Source organism: Roseivirga sp. (genome assembly GCF_049099775.1).
In the GTDB taxonomy this organism is placed as follows: domain Bacteria; phylum Bacteroidota; class Bacteroidia; order Cytophagales; family Cyclobacteriaceae; genus Roseivirga.
Genome location: NZ_JAGDZM010000004.1, coordinates 441,267 through 458,928 on the forward strand (window position 1 = coordinate 441,267; position 17,662 = coordinate 458,928).

15 protein-coding genes are annotated in these 17,662 nt (G+C 38.5%); 10 read left to right on the forward strand and 5 right to left on the reverse strand.

From position 1 onward, the window contains the following. The first annotated feature begins 1 nt into the window (after window position 1). Window positions 2-727, forward strand: coding sequence for a pseudouridine synthase (locus tag JXQ92_RS06420; protein ID WP_421985771.1), 726 nt, complete (start codon window positions 2-4; stop codon window positions 725-727). Here JXQ92_RS06420 and ppk2 (JXQ92_RS06425) read toward each other — a convergent pair. Further along, complete coding sequence (gene ppk2, locus JXQ92_RS06425) at window positions 630-1,484, reverse strand: polyphosphate kinase 2 (RefSeq protein WP_421985772.1); 855 nt, start codon at window positions 1,482-1,484, stop codon at window positions 630-632. The genes JXQ92_RS06420 and ppk2 (JXQ92_RS06425) overlap by 98 nt on opposite strands. Beyond that, entirely contained in the window at window positions 1,484-2,383 is a 900-nt protein-coding gene (ppk2, locus tag JXQ92_RS06430) for a polyphosphate kinase 2 (RefSeq protein ID WP_421985773.1), read from the reverse strand. Before ppk2 (JXQ92_RS06430) ends, ppk2 (JXQ92_RS06425) begins: the two co-directional genes overlap by 1 nt. Before the next feature lie 152 nt (window positions 2,384-2,535). Here ppk2 (JXQ92_RS06430) and JXQ92_RS06435 point away from each other — a divergent pair, with 152 nt between their 5' ends. Continuing rightward, window positions 2,536-3,318, forward strand: a complete 783-nt coding sequence (locus JXQ92_RS06435; protein WP_421985774.1) for a hypothetical protein — start codon at window positions 2,536-2,538, stop codon at window positions 3,316-3,318. On the opposite strand, the gene JXQ92_RS06440 is transcribed toward JXQ92_RS06435, so the two are convergent. Next, complete coding sequence (locus JXQ92_RS06440) at window positions 3,319-4,365, reverse strand: DUF1573 domain-containing protein (protein ID WP_421985775.1); 1,047 nt, start codon at window positions 4,363-4,365, stop codon at window positions 3,319-3,321. It abuts the gene before it with no gap. 93 nt (window positions 4,366-4,458) lie between these two features. Here JXQ92_RS06440 and trpS point away from each other — a divergent pair, with 93 nt between their 5' ends. The 6 genes from trpS to JXQ92_RS06470 all read left to right on the forward strand — a co-directional run bounded on the left by trpS (window position 4,459) and on the right by JXQ92_RS06470 (window position 12,104). Continuing rightward, on the forward strand, window positions 4,459-5,430 hold the full coding sequence (trpS, locus tag JXQ92_RS06445; protein ID WP_421985776.1) for a tryptophan--tRNA ligase: 972 nt from the start codon (window positions 4,459-4,461) through the stop codon (window positions 5,428-5,430). Between the two features lie 102 nt (window positions 5,431-5,532). After that, a complete protein-coding gene (locus JXQ92_RS06450) occupies window positions 5,533-7,500 on the forward strand; it encodes an LruC domain-containing protein (RefSeq protein ID WP_421985777.1) in 1,968 nt (655 codons plus the stop codon). An 87-nt stretch (window positions 7,501-7,587) separates the two neighbouring features. Beyond that, complete coding sequence (locus tag JXQ92_RS06455; protein ID WP_421985778.1) at window positions 7,588-8,127, forward strand: hypothetical protein; 540 nt, start codon at window positions 7,588-7,590, stop codon at window positions 8,125-8,127. Between the two features lie 196 nt (window positions 8,128-8,323). Then, window positions 8,324-10,357: a M3 family metallopeptidase gene (locus JXQ92_RS06460; RefSeq protein ID WP_421985779.1), complete on the forward strand. Its 2,034-nt coding sequence runs from the start codon at window positions 8,324-8,326 to the stop codon at window positions 10,355-10,357. A gap of 2 nt (window positions 10,358-10,359) precedes the next feature. Beyond that, window positions 10,360-11,535, forward strand: coding sequence for an MFS transporter (locus JXQ92_RS06465; RefSeq protein ID WP_421985780.1), 1,176 nt, complete (start codon window positions 10,360-10,362; stop codon window positions 11,533-11,535). Window positions 11,536-11,624: 89 nt separating this feature from the next. Next, entirely contained in the window at window positions 11,625-12,104 is a 480-nt protein-coding gene (locus JXQ92_RS06470) for an SRPBCC family protein (RefSeq protein ID WP_421985781.1), read from the forward strand. An 11-nt stretch (window positions 12,105-12,115) separates the two neighbouring features. Here JXQ92_RS06470 and JXQ92_RS06475 read toward each other — a convergent pair whose 3' ends face one another. Both JXQ92_RS06475 and JXQ92_RS06480 read right to left on the reverse strand, forming a co-directional pair. Next, complete coding sequence (locus JXQ92_RS06475; protein WP_421985782.1) at window positions 12,116-12,700, reverse strand: peptidylprolyl isomerase; 585 nt, start codon at window positions 12,698-12,700, stop codon at window positions 12,116-12,118. Between the two features lie 68 nt (window positions 12,701-12,768). Beyond that, window positions 12,769-13,881, reverse strand: a complete 1,113-nt coding sequence (locus JXQ92_RS06480) for a DEAD/DEAH box helicase (RefSeq protein WP_421985783.1) — start codon at window positions 13,879-13,881, stop codon at window positions 12,769-12,771. Between the two features lie 281 nt (window positions 13,882-14,162). Between JXQ92_RS06480 and JXQ92_RS06485 the strand changes: the two genes are divergently transcribed. After that, window positions 14,163-17,033 carry a TonB-dependent receptor gene (locus JXQ92_RS06485; protein ID WP_421985784.1) on the forward strand — a complete coding sequence of 957 codons (2,871 nt, stop codon included), beginning with the start codon at window positions 14,163-14,165 and terminating at the stop codon, window positions 17,031-17,033. 92 nt (window positions 17,034-17,125) lie between these two features. Beyond that, window positions 17,126-17,653 carry a molybdopterin adenylyltransferase gene (gene mog / locus JXQ92_RS06490; protein ID WP_421985785.1) on the forward strand — a complete coding sequence of 176 codons (528 nt, stop codon included), beginning with the start codon at window positions 17,126-17,128 and terminating at the stop codon, window positions 17,651-17,653. The last annotated feature ends 9 nt before the right edge of the window (window positions 17,654-17,662 follow it).

A 17,662-nucleotide genomic window follows, 5' to 3' on the forward strand; every position in this document is an offset into this window, starting at 1 on the left:
CTTGCTCGAAATCATTTACCAAGACGAATACCTTGTTGCCATTAATAAACCTAATGGTCTTCTGGTTCATCGGTCCCCTATCGCTTCAAATACTGATGTATACGCCGTACAATTATTGCGAGATCAGATTAATCAATATGTTCACCCCGTTCATCGCTTGGACAGAAAAACCTCTGGCGTACTCCTCTTCGCTTTAAATAAAGATGTGCTTCGCGAAATTCAGGAGCAATTTGCCAACAAGAGCACAGAAAAGACTTATTGGGCCATTTTAAGAGGATTTACAGCATCAGAAGGCACCATTGATTATGCGCTGACCAACGATAAAGGAAAAGAACAAGAAGCTCTGACCCACTATAAAACACTAGAACATACAGAAATTGACTTAGCCTTTGGCAAGCATCATACTTCAAGGTATTCACTCGTAGAAGCCAAACCTGTTACAGGCAGAATGCATCAATTGCGGAAGCATTTTGCCCATATATTACACCCTATTATTGGCGATCGGCCACATGGATGTAACAAACAGAATAAGTTATTTCTAGAAAAATGGAAGTTGACCAATATGCTCCTTCACGCCTTAAAACTTGAGTTAACTCACCCAATAACAAAAAAACCGCTTTGTTTTGAAGCTAAACTTCCTGCTGAGTATATTCGGATGATGGAGGCCCTTGAGTTTGAGTACCCACACCCTGAACCAACGGATCGTTCTGATAAGGCACCTCTTTAAGAATGTGTTTTATAACGGCTAAACGAGCAACGGTTTTTCTATTTGCCTTTAATATCACCCAAGGGTTTTTATCCGTATGGGTATGCGAAAACATACGTTCCTTATACTCAGTGTAGGTATCCCAAAGTTCTTGTGCTTTATCATCTACTGGAGACATTTTCCAACGTTTCAAAGGATTCTCCTTAATGTCATCAAATCGCTTGGCTTGCTCTTCTTTCGTAATAGAAAAGTAGACTTTTAGTAAAATGATACCGTCGTTGGTAATCATGTCTTCAAAACTGTTTACTTCTGCCATAAAGCGTTCGTACTCCTCATCAGTGCAGAAGCCATTTACCGGTTCTACAACAGCCCTGTTATACCAACTCCTATCAAAAAAGACCATTTCACCAGGATTGGGAAGCTGATTGATGTAACGCTGAAAATACCATTGCCCTCTTTCTTGCTGAGTTGGTTTTGGCAACGCGACTACGCGATAATTTCGCGGATTTAAACGATGCGTAGCTCTACGAATAGCACCACCTTTTCCGGCAGCATCGCGCCCTTCAAACAAGAGGCACACTCGTTTATTATGTTTGATCACCCACTGTTGAAGATCAATTAACTGCGCCTGATAACCTTCAAGAGTCTTTTCATACTTAACAAAACGCAGTACCTTTTCTGGGTTAATATGATCACCCTGTTCGAGCATCATTTTAATAGCTGAACTGCTGTTTAACGACTTGAGCTCTTTTTCGGAAAAATTGTATGGTTCAGTCATTAGGCTAAATGATAAATTGAACGGTGAAATCTCATAACAACGTTAGGATCAGGCAATACGGTGGTATTGGCATTTTCTTTTCCCTCATATTCAAATTTGGAAAGTAAATACCTGATGCTTTCTAAACGAGCAATTTTCTTCTCGTTCGTTTTAAGAATAGTCCAAGGACTAAAACTTGTATGCGTCTGCGCAAACATTTGCTCTTTATAGTAGGTGTATTTCTCCCAAAGTTCTTGCCCCTTTTCATCGACCGGACTCAATTTCCAAGACTTGAGTGGATCATTTTTTCTGCCTTCAAAACGCTTCTGTTGTTGCTCCTTTGTAATCGAGAACCACAGCTTAATCACATGAATACCATCTTCAAACAACATATGCTCAAATTCTGGTACTTGACGCATAAACTGTTGATACTGCTCCTTGCTGCAAAATCCCATTACTGGTTCCACTACAGCCCTATTATACCAACTTCTATCGTAGAATACGATCTCACCGGCATTGGGTAACTCCTTAATATACCTTCTGAAATACCATTGTTTCATCTCTAAATCAGTCGGTTTATTCAGGGCTACTACGCGCATGGCTCTTGGGTTCAAATGCTCTGAAAAACGTTTAATCGCTCCGCCTTTACCAGCAGCATCTCTTCCTTCCAAAATAACAGCTACACGCTGACCGGTATCCACGATCCAACGCTGGAGCTTTACCATCTCCACTTGAAGTTGTTCTAACTGACGCTCATAATCAAGATTGAAAAGTGCTTTTTGAAACTTCTTGCCCTTACTACCCAAGGCCTCTTCCAAATCAGCACGGTTCTTAATCCTATTAAAATCCTCATTGGTGAGATTTTTCTTCCCTGATGGTTTCTCCATAGCTGGCTCTTCCTCACCGATTGTTTCAATCATATCTAAAAAGTAAAGTGACTAGTCAAAAATAAATAAAAAGCGATGACAAGTACATGAGATAAATCATGATATTAACATTAAATCTTCTTTCACGATCGTTAATACAAGTCCTTTTGAAAATTCGTTATAGATTCGTTAATACAAAGTTTGTTATGAAGTTAGCCGTCTCCATATTTCTCTTTTTCTGTATCAGTTTTTCAATAACTGCCCAAGATACTATTATCACCATGAGGGGTGACACTTTAAGTGGATCTTTTTCATTGGCAAAGAAAGGTGTCAATGAGTTTGTAGATTTTACTGATCCGAATGGCAAAAAACAAAGACTTCGACTTTTCGATGTAAAACAAATTAAGACGACAGAAGGAGAAATTCTGGAACCGATAAAAATAGATAAACGCTATACTTTCGGTAAAGTAATTAAAAAAGGCTATTTGAGTTTACATAGTTATAGGTCGGAAAACTCTGCAGTTACCTTTAATCAACAAATTCTGACCAACTATGACGGAAATAGTATGGCTGTTCCTGGTGCATTTGGTTTCAGGAAAGCTGTTAGTAGGTTTTTAAAAGCCTGCCCATCCGTAAGTCAAAAAGTTGAAGATAAAACGCTAGGTCGAGATGAGCTAGACCAAGTCATCGAAGAGTATAACAGTTGCATAAAAGCGCTCTCTGAAAAAAACATTTCTAGTTCAGCGCAAAATCTACCCGCAGAAACCGAAGTATCTCCTTCTGTCAACACGAAGAAACAAGACTTCAATACATTACTGAAATATGCTGATGGTATTAAAAACAAAGGAGACGTTTCTGATATGTTCAATGATGTTATGCAGAAAATTTCGACGAACCAGAAAGTGCCAAATTACTTAAGAAAGCTAATTACCGAAGCCGTATCGCAAGACGAAAAGCTTAGCGCTCTTCTTAAAGAAATACTAAAATAGTCATTTTACGTGTGCCCGAAAGGTAAGTACTTGCACCGGTCTGTTTCCTGCATTACTGAAAATGGCAATCGTCTTTTTTTCAAGGCCTAGCCTCCCTTTAGCATCAAACTTTACACGAAGTTTTTGAGAAGTTCCCGGTGAAATTGACTCAATTTTATTAAAGACTAAGCAATCACAATTCGATTCCATTTTATCTATTTTAAGCACACCGCTTCCATTATTGGCCAACGAAATGACTACCTCCTTTGACTGACCGACTTTAATTACCTTAAAGTCGTGGTTAATAAGATTGGTAGATATTCTAGCCTTTGAATCCGAATTTCCGTCAGTTGGCAATAAGGAATATTGAATTGGCAATGCCATGATTAAACGATCACCCTGATATGCCTTGACAACTGTTTTATGAAAGCCAACACTTGACGCCGCATTGGAAACAAAACTTATCTTCATTCGGCCAAACTGATTATGCTTGATCTCATCGTTTGTGAAACTCACTTTTATAGAATCATTAACGACCAGCTTATCCAATGCGCTAAGATCTGCCCCACCAAGATTATAAACATCAAATACAGCTGATAAAGTATCTCCTCTTCTGCCAGATTTCAAGTTAAAAACCTCCTCTTTAGATCGGAAAGGCCAATTCACATTCCGATAAGCCTTAAAAACATCTTGCTCACTTTGCAATACCTTAAAAGAAAACTGATAACCCTGGAGCACAAAGTCACTTGTATTGAGGAGCCTGAGCTCATATTCATAATCGCCAGCAACACTAGGCAAACTGATGTTGACGCCAACCTCAACACTTTCACCTGGCGCTACAGTCTCATCTGTCGATTCAAAGCTCAACGCATCACTATCCGACCACAATTTCAGTTTAACGGACTCTTCACCATTGTTAGTCCAAGTCAATGTTCTTTTAAAGCGCTTAAACTCTCCTTCAATCACACCTAAATCCATAAACTCAAGTTCTTGACCCCAATGCACATTTGGCAAAAGAGTAAGTATGGCAATGGCCAAAAAGATTCTTTTCAATAGTTTAAAAATCATAATGGAAGATTGGGCTTATAACATCACGAAATTAAACGTTGATTTTTTGAATTGAGCATGTCTTTATTATTTAATTTGCCCAAAATATTACTCATGGCAAGAATACTTACTGGTATACAAAGTTCTGGCAAACCTCATTTAGGAAATATCCTTGGTGCAATGAAACCTGCTATTGATCTTTCCAATGATCAAAAGAACGAGTCGTTTTTCTTTATCGCTGACTTACATTCACTAACCACGATCAAAGACCCTAAGACGAGAATAGAAAACACCAATGCAGTTGCCGCAGCATGGTTGGCTTTTGGCTTTGATACTAGCAAAAACACCTTCTACCGCCAATCAAGAGTACCAGAAGTATGCGAATTAAACTGGTATCTCAACTGTTTTGCACCTTACCCTATGTTGGCGAATGCACATAGTTTTAAAGACAAATCTGATCGTCTATCTGATGTAAATGCCGGCTTGTTTGTATACCCAGTGCTTATGGCTTGCGATATCTTACTCTACGATGCAAACATTGTTCCTGTAGGTAAAGATCAGCGTCAACACCTTGAAATGACACGCGACATCGCCAGTTCATTTAATCACCAGTACGGTGACATCTTTGTTCTTCCAGATGCACAAATCAGTGAAGAAGTTATGACCGTTCCCGGGATTGACGGTCAAAAAATGAGTAAGTCTTATGGTAATACCATCGACATCTTCCAAACTGATAAGGCATTACGCAAGAATATTATGAAAATAGTGTCAGATAGTACACCACTTGAAGAGCCTAAGGATCCTGACAATGACATTACTTTTTCCTTGTATGAGCTATTAGCCGATGCCGATCAAATTGCGGAAATGAAAGCCAATTATTTAGGTGGAAACTATGGCTATGGACATGCTAAACAAGCACTTTATGAACTTATAGTATCAAAATACAGTAAGGAAAGAGAGGCTTACAATCACTATATGGAGAACCCTAAACTCTTAGAAGAACAGCTTTTAATTGGCGAAGAAAAAGCCAGCAATGTGGCCAAAGAGGTGCTTTCAAGGGTAAAAGGCGTTTTAGGCTTTTCCTAATATCTAAAGACGCGTACGGTTTATCGTAACAAAGTCGCAGTTCAACGAAACAGAGGCTTTAGGCGAATACAGACAAGCTAGGTTTGAAGAAACTTATTTGTCATGAGAACCAAAATTTTACCCTTTTTAATACTTCTAATCATAGTTAGCTCATGCCTTGAGCAACCTGAAATCATCGACCTTCCGGAAGAAGAAGTGGAATTAACGTTTCCAGATGGTTTTAACTTCAAAACCAGTAAAGAAGTCAATGTCACTATTCAAGACAACAAGCAAGGCGTGATTTATGAACTTAGCTATGCCATTGATAATCATCGACAACTATTAGGAAAATATAATCGATTGGGCAGAAGTACTACAATCAATATTTCTATTCCATCATCCGTTGAAGAAATAGAGATTCTTCAAGTTTCCGGCTCAAGCACAATCCCTTATTATTTTCAAGTTCCCGGTAACACACTAGCAATCGAAGCAGACTTGAACTCAAACGGTGCTCGAAGTGAAGCTTTTTCAGTCAATAATGACTGTATTGATAGACTTTATGCAGTAGAAAGTTCTAATAGAGGGTTTTGGAGTATTGACCTTACAACAGGAAACTATAACGAAACCGTTTTACCCTTGTTAGAAGGCGGAGGTTCAATCGCATGTGCCCTCGACCAATCTGAAGGCCTAGTCTTTTACAACGTAGGGAGAACACTTTATCAATACGATGTAGTCTCGGGTGCTTTTAGCGTAGCCCAAGAAGGCAACCCTTTTAATGGAAGCTACCCAAGGCTTACCTATTATGAAGGATATTTTTGGATGAGCAATGGCACTAAACTATATAAAGTCGACGCTGTTACGAATGAAACCGTGGCAAGCTATACCGTTTCAGGTTTTGTCAACAATAATTCAGGTGGAGATCTGGCTTTCGATTCAAATGGAGAATTATACCTAGCATGTTTTTCGGGGCTTTATAAGTTTGACAGTTTTGGGGTTAACACAGCTACTTTAACAAGAATAAGTGCCGAGAATTTCCCCTTTCAACTGACTTCCATGGCCATTGACCGTGAAGATAGAATTTACGTAGCGACCAATGATGGCAATTCTAACCTGATAGAGATTAGTAAAGAAGACGGTTCTTACCAAATTTTAAAAACATACAATCATAAAATCAATGACCTGACAGCATGGAGATGTTCTGCAGAAGAATTATCTCAGCAAGATTCTGACAACGATGGTATTATTGACGAACTAGATGATTATCCTAATGATCCAGATGCTGCATTCGACGTATATACACCCTCGGCTTTAGGAATGGGAACACTAGCCTATGAAGATTTATGGCCTGTTCAAGGTGACTATGACTTCAATGATCTCGTAATCGGATACCGATTTGTCAATGTTATGAATAGCAGCAACCGATCGGTTCGTATGGAAATAGAATTAACAATCAAGGCCGTTGGTGCTAGCGAACATAGTGGTTTTGCCATAGAACTACCTTTTAACAAAACTGATATTGAATCAGTCAGTGGACAGAGCGTAAATGGAAGTCAGATTGCACTAGAAGCAAATGGCTTAGAAGCGTCACAATCAAAAGCAGTCTTGGTTATTTTCAATGATGCTTTAGACCACGTTTCTGCTAACCCTGGAGAAGCTTTTGTAAACACTGTGGATAACGAAAATGCTGCAGCTACTAAATCTTTTAATATTGTAGTACAATTTGTAAGTCCTATTGATGCATCTCGAATGAATGAGGCACCGTTCAATCCATTTGCTTTCTCAAGTTATAATCGAGGCAAAGAAATCCATTTGAGCGGCATGTCTCCTACCGACTTGGCAGACCCTACATTGTTTGGAACAGACGACGACGACACAAACCCAATTTTAAATAAATACTATCAGAACGTAGACAATATGCCGTGGGCGATAAATGTTATCCATAACTTCAGACACCCTATTGAAAAAGCTCGTATCGATAAAGCTTACAACCGTTTTAGAGACTGGGGCAGAAGTAATGGAACTAGCTATAGAGATTGGTATGGTGACAACTCTGGATATAGAAATCTCTCTAAGATTTACTTACGCGATTAACATAAATTTACTTTTCTAGTAATTTTCTGAACCAATAGCTGCACCAAACGCTTAAGTTTCTCGTTAGCTTGTTATAAATTAGTGGTGATGAAGATTTTCAAAGGTTTATTCGTTGTTCTGATCTCAATTAGCCTTGTGGCTTGTGGCGATGATGCTCCAGCAGATGCAGAATTTACTGGAAATGAAGTTAGACTGGAAATGATTCCAGGCACTGTTCAAGGAAATACCACAACCGGAACTTTAGTAATCAAAGAAAAAAGCAACGGACAAGCCCAGTTAGAAATCACTTTAGACAACACTTTATCAAATGCTGATCACCCCGTTCATCTTCATTTTGGTAGTTTAGAAGATGACGGAGAAGTAGCCCTACTTTTGGGTAGGCTCATAGAAAATAATGGAATTGGAACAAGTACAACAGTGCTCAACGAGCTCGATGATAATTCAGATATCACCTATTCTAGTTTCTTAAACTTTAATGGAAGCATTAAAATCCACTTCGAAGATTCTGGTCCCTTAGAAAACGAGATCCTTGGTGCTGTAAATATCGGAATCAACAGTTCTCAAAACCAAGCTTATCTCGATGGAATAAAGTCAATCACTATGTGTAATTCTGAGTTTAAAAACTGAGTGTTCTAGGCGCATAAATTAATCAACAAACAAGTTTATTCCTTTCAATACCGGCTTACAAAGGCAAGCTGACACGCCGTTTTTAATGTAGAATTGTCCGCTGGCATATTTTCTTTTCGTATTTCACTTTTATTCGTGGAAAAGATGACCTGCTTTGCTGATTTTCTTAATAATATTACCCTCAAATCATTCTAAGATGAACAACCCATTAATCAGCACATTTCAAACTCCTTTCAATACGCCTCCATTCGAAGAGATAAAGAATGAGCACTTCAAACCTGCTATCGAACACCTTATTATTGAAGCAAAAAAGGAAATTGACGAGGTAGTAAGTAATAATGCGAAAGCTGATTTCGAAAATACAATTGTTGCCTTAGAGAAGAGTGGTAAACAGTTAGATAGAGCGTCATCTGTTTTCTTTAACTTGAATTCTGCAGAAACAAGCGATGAAATACAACTGCTAGCAAGAGACATCTCCCCCTTACTGACAGAATTCTCCAATGACATTCTTCTGAATGAAGCGCTTTTCTCACGCGTAAAGGAAGTATTCGATACTGTAGATAAACAGGCACTCTCTGAGGAACAGCAAACACTTTTAAGCAAGACTTATAAAGGCTTTGTAAGGAATGGTGCTCTTTTGAATGACACGGATAAAGAAAAGCTTAGAAGCATTGACGTAGAACTATCTCAGCTTTCGCTTGAGTTTGGTGAACATGTTCTTGCCGAAACCAACAAGTACGAAATGGTGCTGAAAGATGCTTCGGATTTGGAAGGATTACCGCCTTTTGCTGTAGAACAAGCTAAAGAAACAGCTAAAGAGAAAGGACATGAAGATTCTTGGGTAATTACGTTGGACTACCCCAGTTATGTGCCGTTCATGACCTACGCTAAAAATCGTGAATTAAGAAAAGAACTCAGTATTGCATTTTCGACAAAAGCATTTAAAGGTGATGAGCTAGATAATCAAGAGATTGTAAAACGAATTGTCAACCTAAGAAACGAACGTGCTGCATTATTAGGCTATGACACTCATGCGCACTTTATATTAGAAGAGCGTATGGCAGAATCTCCTCAAAAGGTAATGGACTTTCTGGGAGAAATAAGACAATATGGTAAACCAGGAGCGGCAAATGATGTAAAACAAGTCGCTGACTTTGCCAAAGCAAAAGATGGCTTGGAAGATTTACAAAAATGGGATTTCGGTTACTACTCAGAAAAGCTTAAAAAAGAAAAATATAGTATTGATGACGAACTTCTTAAACCCTATTTTCAATTAGAAAAGGTTGTGGAAGGCGTTTTTAAAACCGCAGAACTGCTGTACGGTATCACTTTTGTTCAGAATGACGACATTCAAAAGTATCATAAAGACGTAACAGTTTATGAGGTTAAAGACGAGAATGGCGATCATGTATCTGTGTTCTATGCCGACTTTTTTCCAAGAGCAGGAAAAAGGGCTGGTGCTTGGATGACCTCTTACGCGGGCCAATCTAAAAACGGCAGTGAAAACCACAGACCACACGTTTCAATAGTTTGTAATTTTACTAAACCGACTGGCGCCACTCCTTCACTACTTACTTTTAATGAAGTAACTACACTTTTCCACGAATTTGGTCACGCACTGCACGGTATGTTGGCCAACGGCACCTATGAAAGCCTTTCTGGAACCAGTGTATTTTGGGATTTTGTAGAACTTCCTTCTCAAATCTTGGAAAACTGGTGTTATGAAAAAGAATGTTTAGACCTTTTTGCCAAACATTATGAAACTGGTGAATCGATTCCTTCAGAACTCATTGACAGGATTAAAGAGTCTGCCAATTTCATGGAAGGATATCAAACCATGCGTCAACTCACTTTCGGGTTATTGGATATGGCTTGGCATGGACAAGATAATTCCAATGTCAGCGATGTTGAAACTTTTGAAAAGGCCATTTTTGTTCAAACTGATGTCTTACCATCTGTGCCTGGCACAAACATGAGCTGTTCTTTCTCTCATATATTTCAAGGCGGTTATTCAGCTGGTTATTACAGCTATAAATGGGCAGAAGTACTTGATGCTGATGCATTTGCACATTTCAAAGCACACGGAATTTTCAATAAAGAAATTGCCAAAAAGTTTAAAGACCACGTGCTTTCCGCAGGTGGATCTACTCACCCAATGACACTTTATAAACGTTTTAGAGGTCAAGAACCAGACGTAAAAGCCCTTTTAAAACGAGCGGGACTTCTATAGCCTTGAACCAAGTTCCCAAGCGCATATTACCCACTATAGTATTCTCTCAGTTTGCGGGTACTTCACTTTGGTTTGCCGGAAACGCAATTCTACCAGCAATTCAACAAAGTTGGGACTTGCGGGATAATGCCGTAGCCAGTATTACCTCCTCAGTAATGCTTGGCTTCATTTTAGGGACGTTTTTATTTGCTTTATTCTCCATTGCCGATCGCTTTAAACCTAGCCGTGTCTTTTTGACTTGCGCAGTTTTAGGAGCCTTGAGCAACATTGCCATTCTAGTCCTTCCGCAGTCTTACTTTTTGTTATTGTTATGCAGGTTTTTGACTGGGTTTTGCTTAGCAGGCATTTATCCAGTCGGGATGAAAATCGCCTCAGATTGGTATGCTGGAAATCTAGGTAAAGCATTAGGTTATTTAGTTGGTGCCTTAGTTTTAGGGACAGCTTTCCCGCATTTACTTAATTATTTAGGTGCTGGTTTCTCTTGGTCAGCTGTACTCATAGGCACTTCTAGTCTCGCCATTATCGGAGGATTGCTAATAGTCATTTTAGTCGGTGAAGGACCTAACAGAAAAGTTGGTGGAAAATTTGAGCCAAGAAAGATTTTAGATGTATTCAAGATTAAACAATTTAAATACTCTGCCTTCGGCTATTTTGGCCATATGTGGGAATTATATGCTTTTTGGGCATTTACCCCATTCATTCTCACCTACTACAATAATCTAACTAATAATAATTTGAATGTCAGTCTTTGGTCATTCTTAATTATAGCTATAGGCGCAATAGGCTGTATAGGAGGTGGCTTTGCTTCTTTAAAAATTGGCAGTGGAAAAGTAGCTTTTAGGTACTTACTAGTATCAGGAATCTTATGTGCGATATCCCCTTTCTTAGGATACCTCCCCCCTTTTATATTTTTAGGGTTCATGATCGTTTGGGGTATAGCGGTAATTGGTGATTCAGCGCAGTTTTCAACACTAAATGCTCAAAATGCACCTGCCGAATTCAAAGGCACTGCATTAACTATCGTAGTTAGTATCGGCTTTTTACTAACAATTCCAAGTATTCAACTCCTTGGGTATCTCTCCACCATAATGGACACAAAATGGATTCTGACCTTTTTGTTTTTAGGACCATTATTCGGGCTTATCTATACAAAAAAGTTACTCTCTCTGTCGCATTAGCCTCAGCACTATTCATAACCTCAGAAGCAAACCGCTTTTATTCAAACCTTTTTGAAAACTTACTGTTGTGAAGCTATAAAATTAGCTTTATGATATCGCTCAAAAGTCATTCTGGCATTTATACCTTAGAAACGAAACAAGAACTGGCCATCAGTTTAGAAGAGGCTTGGACATTCTTTTCTGCTCCTGGCAACTTGGAGAAAATTACGCCTGACCATATGGGGTTTAGTATTACCTCAGGTGAGCCAGCACTTATGTACCCAGGCCAAATTATATCCTATATAGTTTCTCCTTTTCCGGGTGTAAAATCAAGTTGGGTAACGGAAATCACCCATGTGCGCGACTTAGAGTTCTTTGTGGATGAACAAAGATTTGGGCCCTACAGCATGTGGCACCATGAACACATTTTTGAAACTACTGAGAAAGGTGTACTTATGACGGATAAAATCTCCTACAAACTCCCTTTTGGCATCCTAGGCAGAATGGTTCACCCTTTTCTTGTAAAACCTAAACTCAATCAGATTTTCAGCTATAGAAGAAAGGTTTTAGACGAAATGTTTCCTGGATAAGGGATCTCTTTTTATTTCTTCTTGAGAATTTCAAAACCTAAAGCTTCGATTTGTTTACGCTTCATTTTAATCACATTTACTTCCATTGTAATTGGTGTTAGCGGCTTATTTGACTTGTCTTTTTCTACCTTAACCATTTTGTTAACCACATCCATTCCTTTGATTACCTGACCGTAAATCATGTAGTCACCGTCCAAACGCGATAGTCCATCCTTATTTTGAACAATATAGAATTGACAGGCCGCGGAAAGCTTACCCGGATTAGCATCTCTACCAGCCCCAAAAGCCCCATAGACATGCTTATGTCCAGCTTCAAACTCAGGTTCTAATAAATGGACAGAATAGGCAAAACCTTCAGGAACATCAGGACAACCACCTTGCGCAACGAAGTTTTCAATCACTCTATTGAAAGTATAATCACTCCAATATCCTTCTTCCGCTAATTCAATAAAAGCTTTCTTATGTTTTGGGGTATCGTCATAAAGCCACACCAATACCTCTCCCATCGAAGTCTTGATTTGCCCAACCTGATAAGTGTTTTTTTGAGCAAATGCGCTCGACCCCAATAAGAACAATAGTAAAAATGCCTTCTTCATATCTATACGTTTGAACTAAACTTATTAAAAACGAAGAGGGAATCATAATCAGGGGGTACCTGAATAAATTAATTCAAGGGTTGAATCTTTATTTTCAAAGCTTTCTGAAGCTCATGAATATGTTCTTTCTCACGCTCATTGATAAATAGTACAGAGTTTCCCTTCAAACCTGCCCTACCCGTACGACCACTTCTATGGGTATAGTATTCGTTTTGTTGCGGAAGCTCATAGTGTAAGACAAAACTCAGCCCTTTCACATCTATTCCTCGTGCGGCGATGTCAGTAGCTACTAACAATTCTATCTTTTCACTCTTGAACATGCGCATTACCTTATCTCTATCGCGCTGCCCCATGTCGCCTTCTATGGCATCCACGCTATAATTTTTAGCCTTAAGCTGCTTGGCTAAAACACGTGCCGCTCTTTTGGTTTGACAAAAGATCATTCCCCGCTCATCTTTATGATAAGCTAAAAAATGAAGAATCTCAGGAAGCTTATCTTTTGATTGACAAACCAAATATTCATGAGATATATTCGCATTTACACCCGCATTTCTTTCTACTTGAATTTGTTGGGCATCCTTACTCAAAAATTTTGTGATTATATCTTGAATCCCGCCGGACATGGTAGCAGAAAAGAGCCAGATTTTCTTTTCAAATGGTACAAAATCCAAAATATGGTGCATATCCTGTTTGAAACCCATACTGAGCATTTCATCAGCTTCGTCAAGCACCACATGCTTTACTTGCGATAAATCAACAGCCTCTCTTTTGATAAGATCCATTAACCTACCTGGTGTAGCCACTACAATATGAGTTGGGCGTTTTAATCTTTGAATCTGATTGCCAATATCAGCGCCACCATATACTGCTTCTATAAATACCTTATCGTAATACTTAGTGAATTTAAAAAGCTGCTTTGCAATCTGCTGACAAAGCTCTCTCGTTGGAGCTAAAATCAAACCTTGAACTTCAGGTTTTGCAGCGTCCATTTTTTGTAAAAGAGGAAGTCCAAAAGCTGCTGTTTTACCTGTACCAGTTTGTGCCTGACCTATAAAATCCTCGCCATCAGCAAGTAAAATCGGAATTGCCGATCGTTGGATATCAGTAGGTTCTAGGATATTAAGTTCAGATAGGCCTTTTATTAACTTCTTTGAAATGCCAAGTTTTGAAAATTCGCTCACTATTATACGTTTAGTCAGCAAAGGTAAACCGAATACTTAGCATTGACGCAAGTATGCTCAATAACTTAGGCTTTTCATGCGCATCAATCAATGAGCGCAAACCACCGTTTGCAACTCTATTTACTCGAGTTTTATAACCTAAGAATTCTCAACCAGCTGACAACCAATTAACCTGCATCTCTTTAATTTATTCAATTCATTAGTAGCTTTTTATATGATCAGCGTTAAAGGATCATAGTTCTTCAACTAAAATTGCAACTAAAATTGCAACTAAAATTAAATTGACACGCACAATTATTTTTACTAAACGTCTAAGGTTCGTCCTGTCGATACTGCTGGTAGTATTTATATCAATTGGCAATTGTAAAGCACAGCAAGTTGATGGGAAAGTCATTGATATTAATAGTAAGAATCCCATCCCATTTGCCAACTTAAAACTAACGGGCTCAGAATATCAAGGTAGGTCATTGGGGATTTCGGCTAGGCAAAATGGGACTTTTACCTTTAAACCTAAATCATACCCATTTACTGTTGATGTTACAGCTGTTGGGTATACAACCAAAAGCGTAACAATAACCTCAGATCCAAAGACTTGGCTTATAACGTTGAAACCAGAAACATTCATACTTGATGACTTCATCGTTTCATCCGAGAAAATTACAAACGAAGAACTCAAGCGATCTATTCAAATAGAAAAGCTCAACGTCGTTGAATTAAAAAACACCGCATCTTTCAACTTCTATGATGCCGTAATCAATTTAAAAGGAGTCGATGTCGCCACACAAAGTATCATTGTGAATTCTGTTAATGCACGAGGATTTAACTCAACCACAAATTTACGATTCAAACAATTTACCGATGGCATTGATACCCAAGCCCCAGGACTCGGCTTTTCACTAGGTAATATTGTTGGCCCTACCTCTTTAGACATTGAGAATTTAGAATTAATACCTGGACCAACTACTTCTAAATACGGGCCAGGTGCTTTTAACGGGGTGCTTTTAATGACTACAAAGAACCCTTTTGATTATCAAGGCCTAAGCGTAGAAGCCAAAGGGGCATCTATAGCATTAGAACAATTTGACGACAAATTTTTCACCATAGGAGATGCATTTATCAGCGATATTTCCGTGAGGTATGCAAATGAAATTGTGAAGGAAAAGTTAGCGTTTAAAGTAAATTTCTCTCGTCTCAGAGGGCAGGATTTCAGAGCTCAAAATTATCGCAACCTTGGACCAGGCTACGAATGGGAAACTGAGCATTATGAATTTAACCAAGGTGTAAATGGTGTAAATGTTTATGGCGATGATCGAGGGGCAAGCATCATCAAACCGAAGTCAGTTTTGCAAGTAATTGATGGGCTACCTATTATTTCAGAGCGGGATACTGTTTTTCAGGTTACAAGAAAAGGTTATCAAGAAGGCGATTTAGCTAATTATACAGCTGAAAATGATAAGTTTAGTGGAGCACTCCACTATCGCTTGAATCCAAAAACTGAGTTTGTTTTTGAATCATTCTATGGTAAGGCTTCAACAATCATTTCGAGTGATGATAGACTGGCATTGAGGGGATTTGAAATTCATCAGAATAAACTCGAGTTGAAGCATGATAATTTCTTTGTACGAGGATATTCTACAAGTCAAAATTCAGGTAACACTTTTAACATTGGTAAAACTGCAGAAAGCATCTTAGAACTCGCTAAACCTAGCGAAGAGTGGTTTAGGCAGTATCAACTCCTCGTGGCATCGGGCAGAGAGTTTCTTGACGCGCGTGAAATAGCCGACTCTTCATTTCCATTCAATCAATTTTTGAATCGATTCGAACCAGGAACTGAACAGTTCGATTCTTTAAGAAATGTGATTGTACAGTCACAGAATCCGGCGTTTGGTGCAGCAATATTCGACCGTTCAAAATTATATCATGTGGAGACTGGCATGGATCTAAAATTGGGTAAAGGGTTTTTAGACAACCTGCAAATAGGCAGCAACATCAGACTTTATGACCCAGAAACTAACGGTACAATTTTCACAGATTCAATAGGCAACGATCTTACAAATTTTGAGTATGGATTTTATGTCGAATCTAAAAATCAAATAAATAAACAATTAGAAGTTACCCTTTCTGGCAGAGTTGATAAAAATGAAAATTTCAATCTAGTTAGTAGTCAAAGAGTCTCGCTAATCCGTCAGATAAGTAATTCACAATTCATAAGAGGTGCGATTCAAACAGGTCGTAGAATACCTAACATCAGAGAACAATACATTAATCAAGACTTAGGAGATATTCAATTAGTTGGAGGGTTGACAGATGTTGTTGATGCATACGAGCTACAAGGAAACGCCTTCTTTATTAATTCATTAGATAAATTCATTGAAACAGTTCAAGACGAGGCAAATAATGATATTCGGTTTGGCAAGGAAGGGCCAATAGATGTCTCGGCTCTAAGAAAAGAAAATATCGATATTCTGAGAAATGGCATCATTGAACAAGATAGATTTAGAGGTATTAAACCCGAGCAGATAACGAGTATTGAATTTGGTTACAAAGGTCTTATTGAGGGTAAAAGGCTTTTTGAAATTGTCTATTACCTCAATTATTACAATAATTTTATTGGTACATCAAGAGTAATTAAACCAAGGACTAGTCCCACCGAAGATTTACAGCTAGCTATGCAACAGGTACTTAGTCCGAGTTCCAGTAACCTTTTCTTTGTAACTGATAATGCCAGAAAGGACATCATTACTCAAGGTTTGGAACTCGTTTATGATGTAACTAGCGATCAAGGCACAAATTTGGCTATCAATATGACATTTGCTAGTATCATAAGCAATAATGATGACCCATTAACTCCAGGATTCAACACCCCTCCTTTTAAGTTCAATATGAAACTTGGTAATAACAGACTTGGAAGGTTTTTTGGAGCGCAATTAACTTGGAGGTTTAGATCAGCTTTTGAATGGGAAAGTTCGTTCGCAGATGGTACTGTGCCAGATTATCACACCTTAGACTTTCAACTCACCTATCGCATTCCAAGTATAAAATCATCCGTTCGAATTGGAGGAAACAATGTTTTGAACCATGAACAGTTTAATAGTTTCGGAAGCCCTGAAATCTCATCTTATTACTACTTGCTCTTTTCGTATGGTCTTTAAATACTTAAAATGTCAACCATCTGATCATAAGATTGACGTAACCATTGCATTAATCTTTCAACCTGCCTTTCTTGCAAGCCAATAGAAAGCACATGCAAATAAAGATTGGAATTATTACGGTTTCAGATCGAGCTAGCAAGGGAATCTATGAAGATATTTCTGGTAAAGCGATTATAGAAACACTGAATAGCTACTTAACCTCAAAATGGGAACCCGTTTATCAAGTCATTCCTGATGAACAATATTTAATAGAAAGTACCATTAAGCAAATGGCAGATAAAGAAGATTGCTGTTTGATTGTTACCACTGGAGGTACGGGACCCGCTGTACGTGATGTAACCCCTGAAGCCACAGAGGCAGTTTGTGATAAGATGATGCCCGGTTTTGGGGAATTAATGAGGCAAGTAAGTCTTCAATATGTACCTACGGCAATACTTTCGAGACAAACTGCTGGTATTAGAGGAAAAGCCCTGATAGTAAACTTACCTGGAAAGCCTAAATCTATTAGGGAATGTCTTGATGCTGTTTTTCCAGCCATTCCCTATTGTATAGACCTGATTGAAGGACCATTTTTGGAGACAGACCCAAAAGTATTGTCAGTCTTTAGACCAAAGGCATAATTATTTTTT

What these genes read in the sequence shown, in the direction of transcription:
- ppk2 (WP_421985772.1), bottom strand. Translation starts at nt 1,484, where the DNA reads ATGACTGAACCATACAATTTTTCCGAAAAAGAGCTCAAGTCGTTAAAC.
- ppk2 (WP_421985773.1), bottom strand. Translation starts at nt 2,383, where the DNA reads ATGATTGAAACAATCGGTGAGGAAGAGCCAGCTATGGAGAAACCATCA.
- JXQ92_RS06435 (WP_421985774.1), top strand. Translation starts at nt 2,536, where the DNA reads ATGAAGTTAGCCGTCTCCATATTTCTCTTTTTCTGTATCAGTTTTTCA.
- JXQ92_RS06440 (WP_421985775.1), bottom strand. Translation starts at nt 4,365, where the DNA reads ATGATTTTTAAACTATTGAAAAGAATCTTTTTGGCCATTGCCATACTT.
- trpS (WP_421985776.1), top strand. Translation starts at nt 4,459, where the DNA reads ATGGCAAGAATACTTACTGGTATACAAAGTTCTGGCAAACCTCATTTA.
- JXQ92_RS06450 (WP_421985777.1), top strand. Translation starts at nt 5,533, where the DNA reads ATGAGAACCAAAATTTTACCCTTTTTAATACTTCTAATCATAGTTAGC.
- JXQ92_RS06455 (WP_421985778.1), top strand. Translation starts at nt 7,588, where the DNA reads ATGAAGATTTTCAAAGGTTTATTCGTTGTTCTGATCTCAATTAGCCTT.
- JXQ92_RS06460 (WP_421985779.1), top strand. Translation starts at nt 8,324, where the DNA reads ATGAACAACCCATTAATCAGCACATTTCAAACTCCTTTCAATACGCCT.
- JXQ92_RS06470 (WP_421985781.1), top strand. Translation starts at nt 11,625, where the DNA reads ATGATATCGCTCAAAAGTCATTCTGGCATTTATACCTTAGAAACGAAA.
- JXQ92_RS06475 (WP_421985782.1), bottom strand. Translation starts at nt 12,700, where the DNA reads ATGAAGAAGGCATTTTTACTATTGTTCTTATTGGGGTCGAGCGCATTT.
- mog (WP_421985785.1), top strand. Translation starts at nt 17,126, where the DNA reads ATGCAAATAAAGATTGGAATTATTACGGTTTCAGATCGAGCTAGCAAG.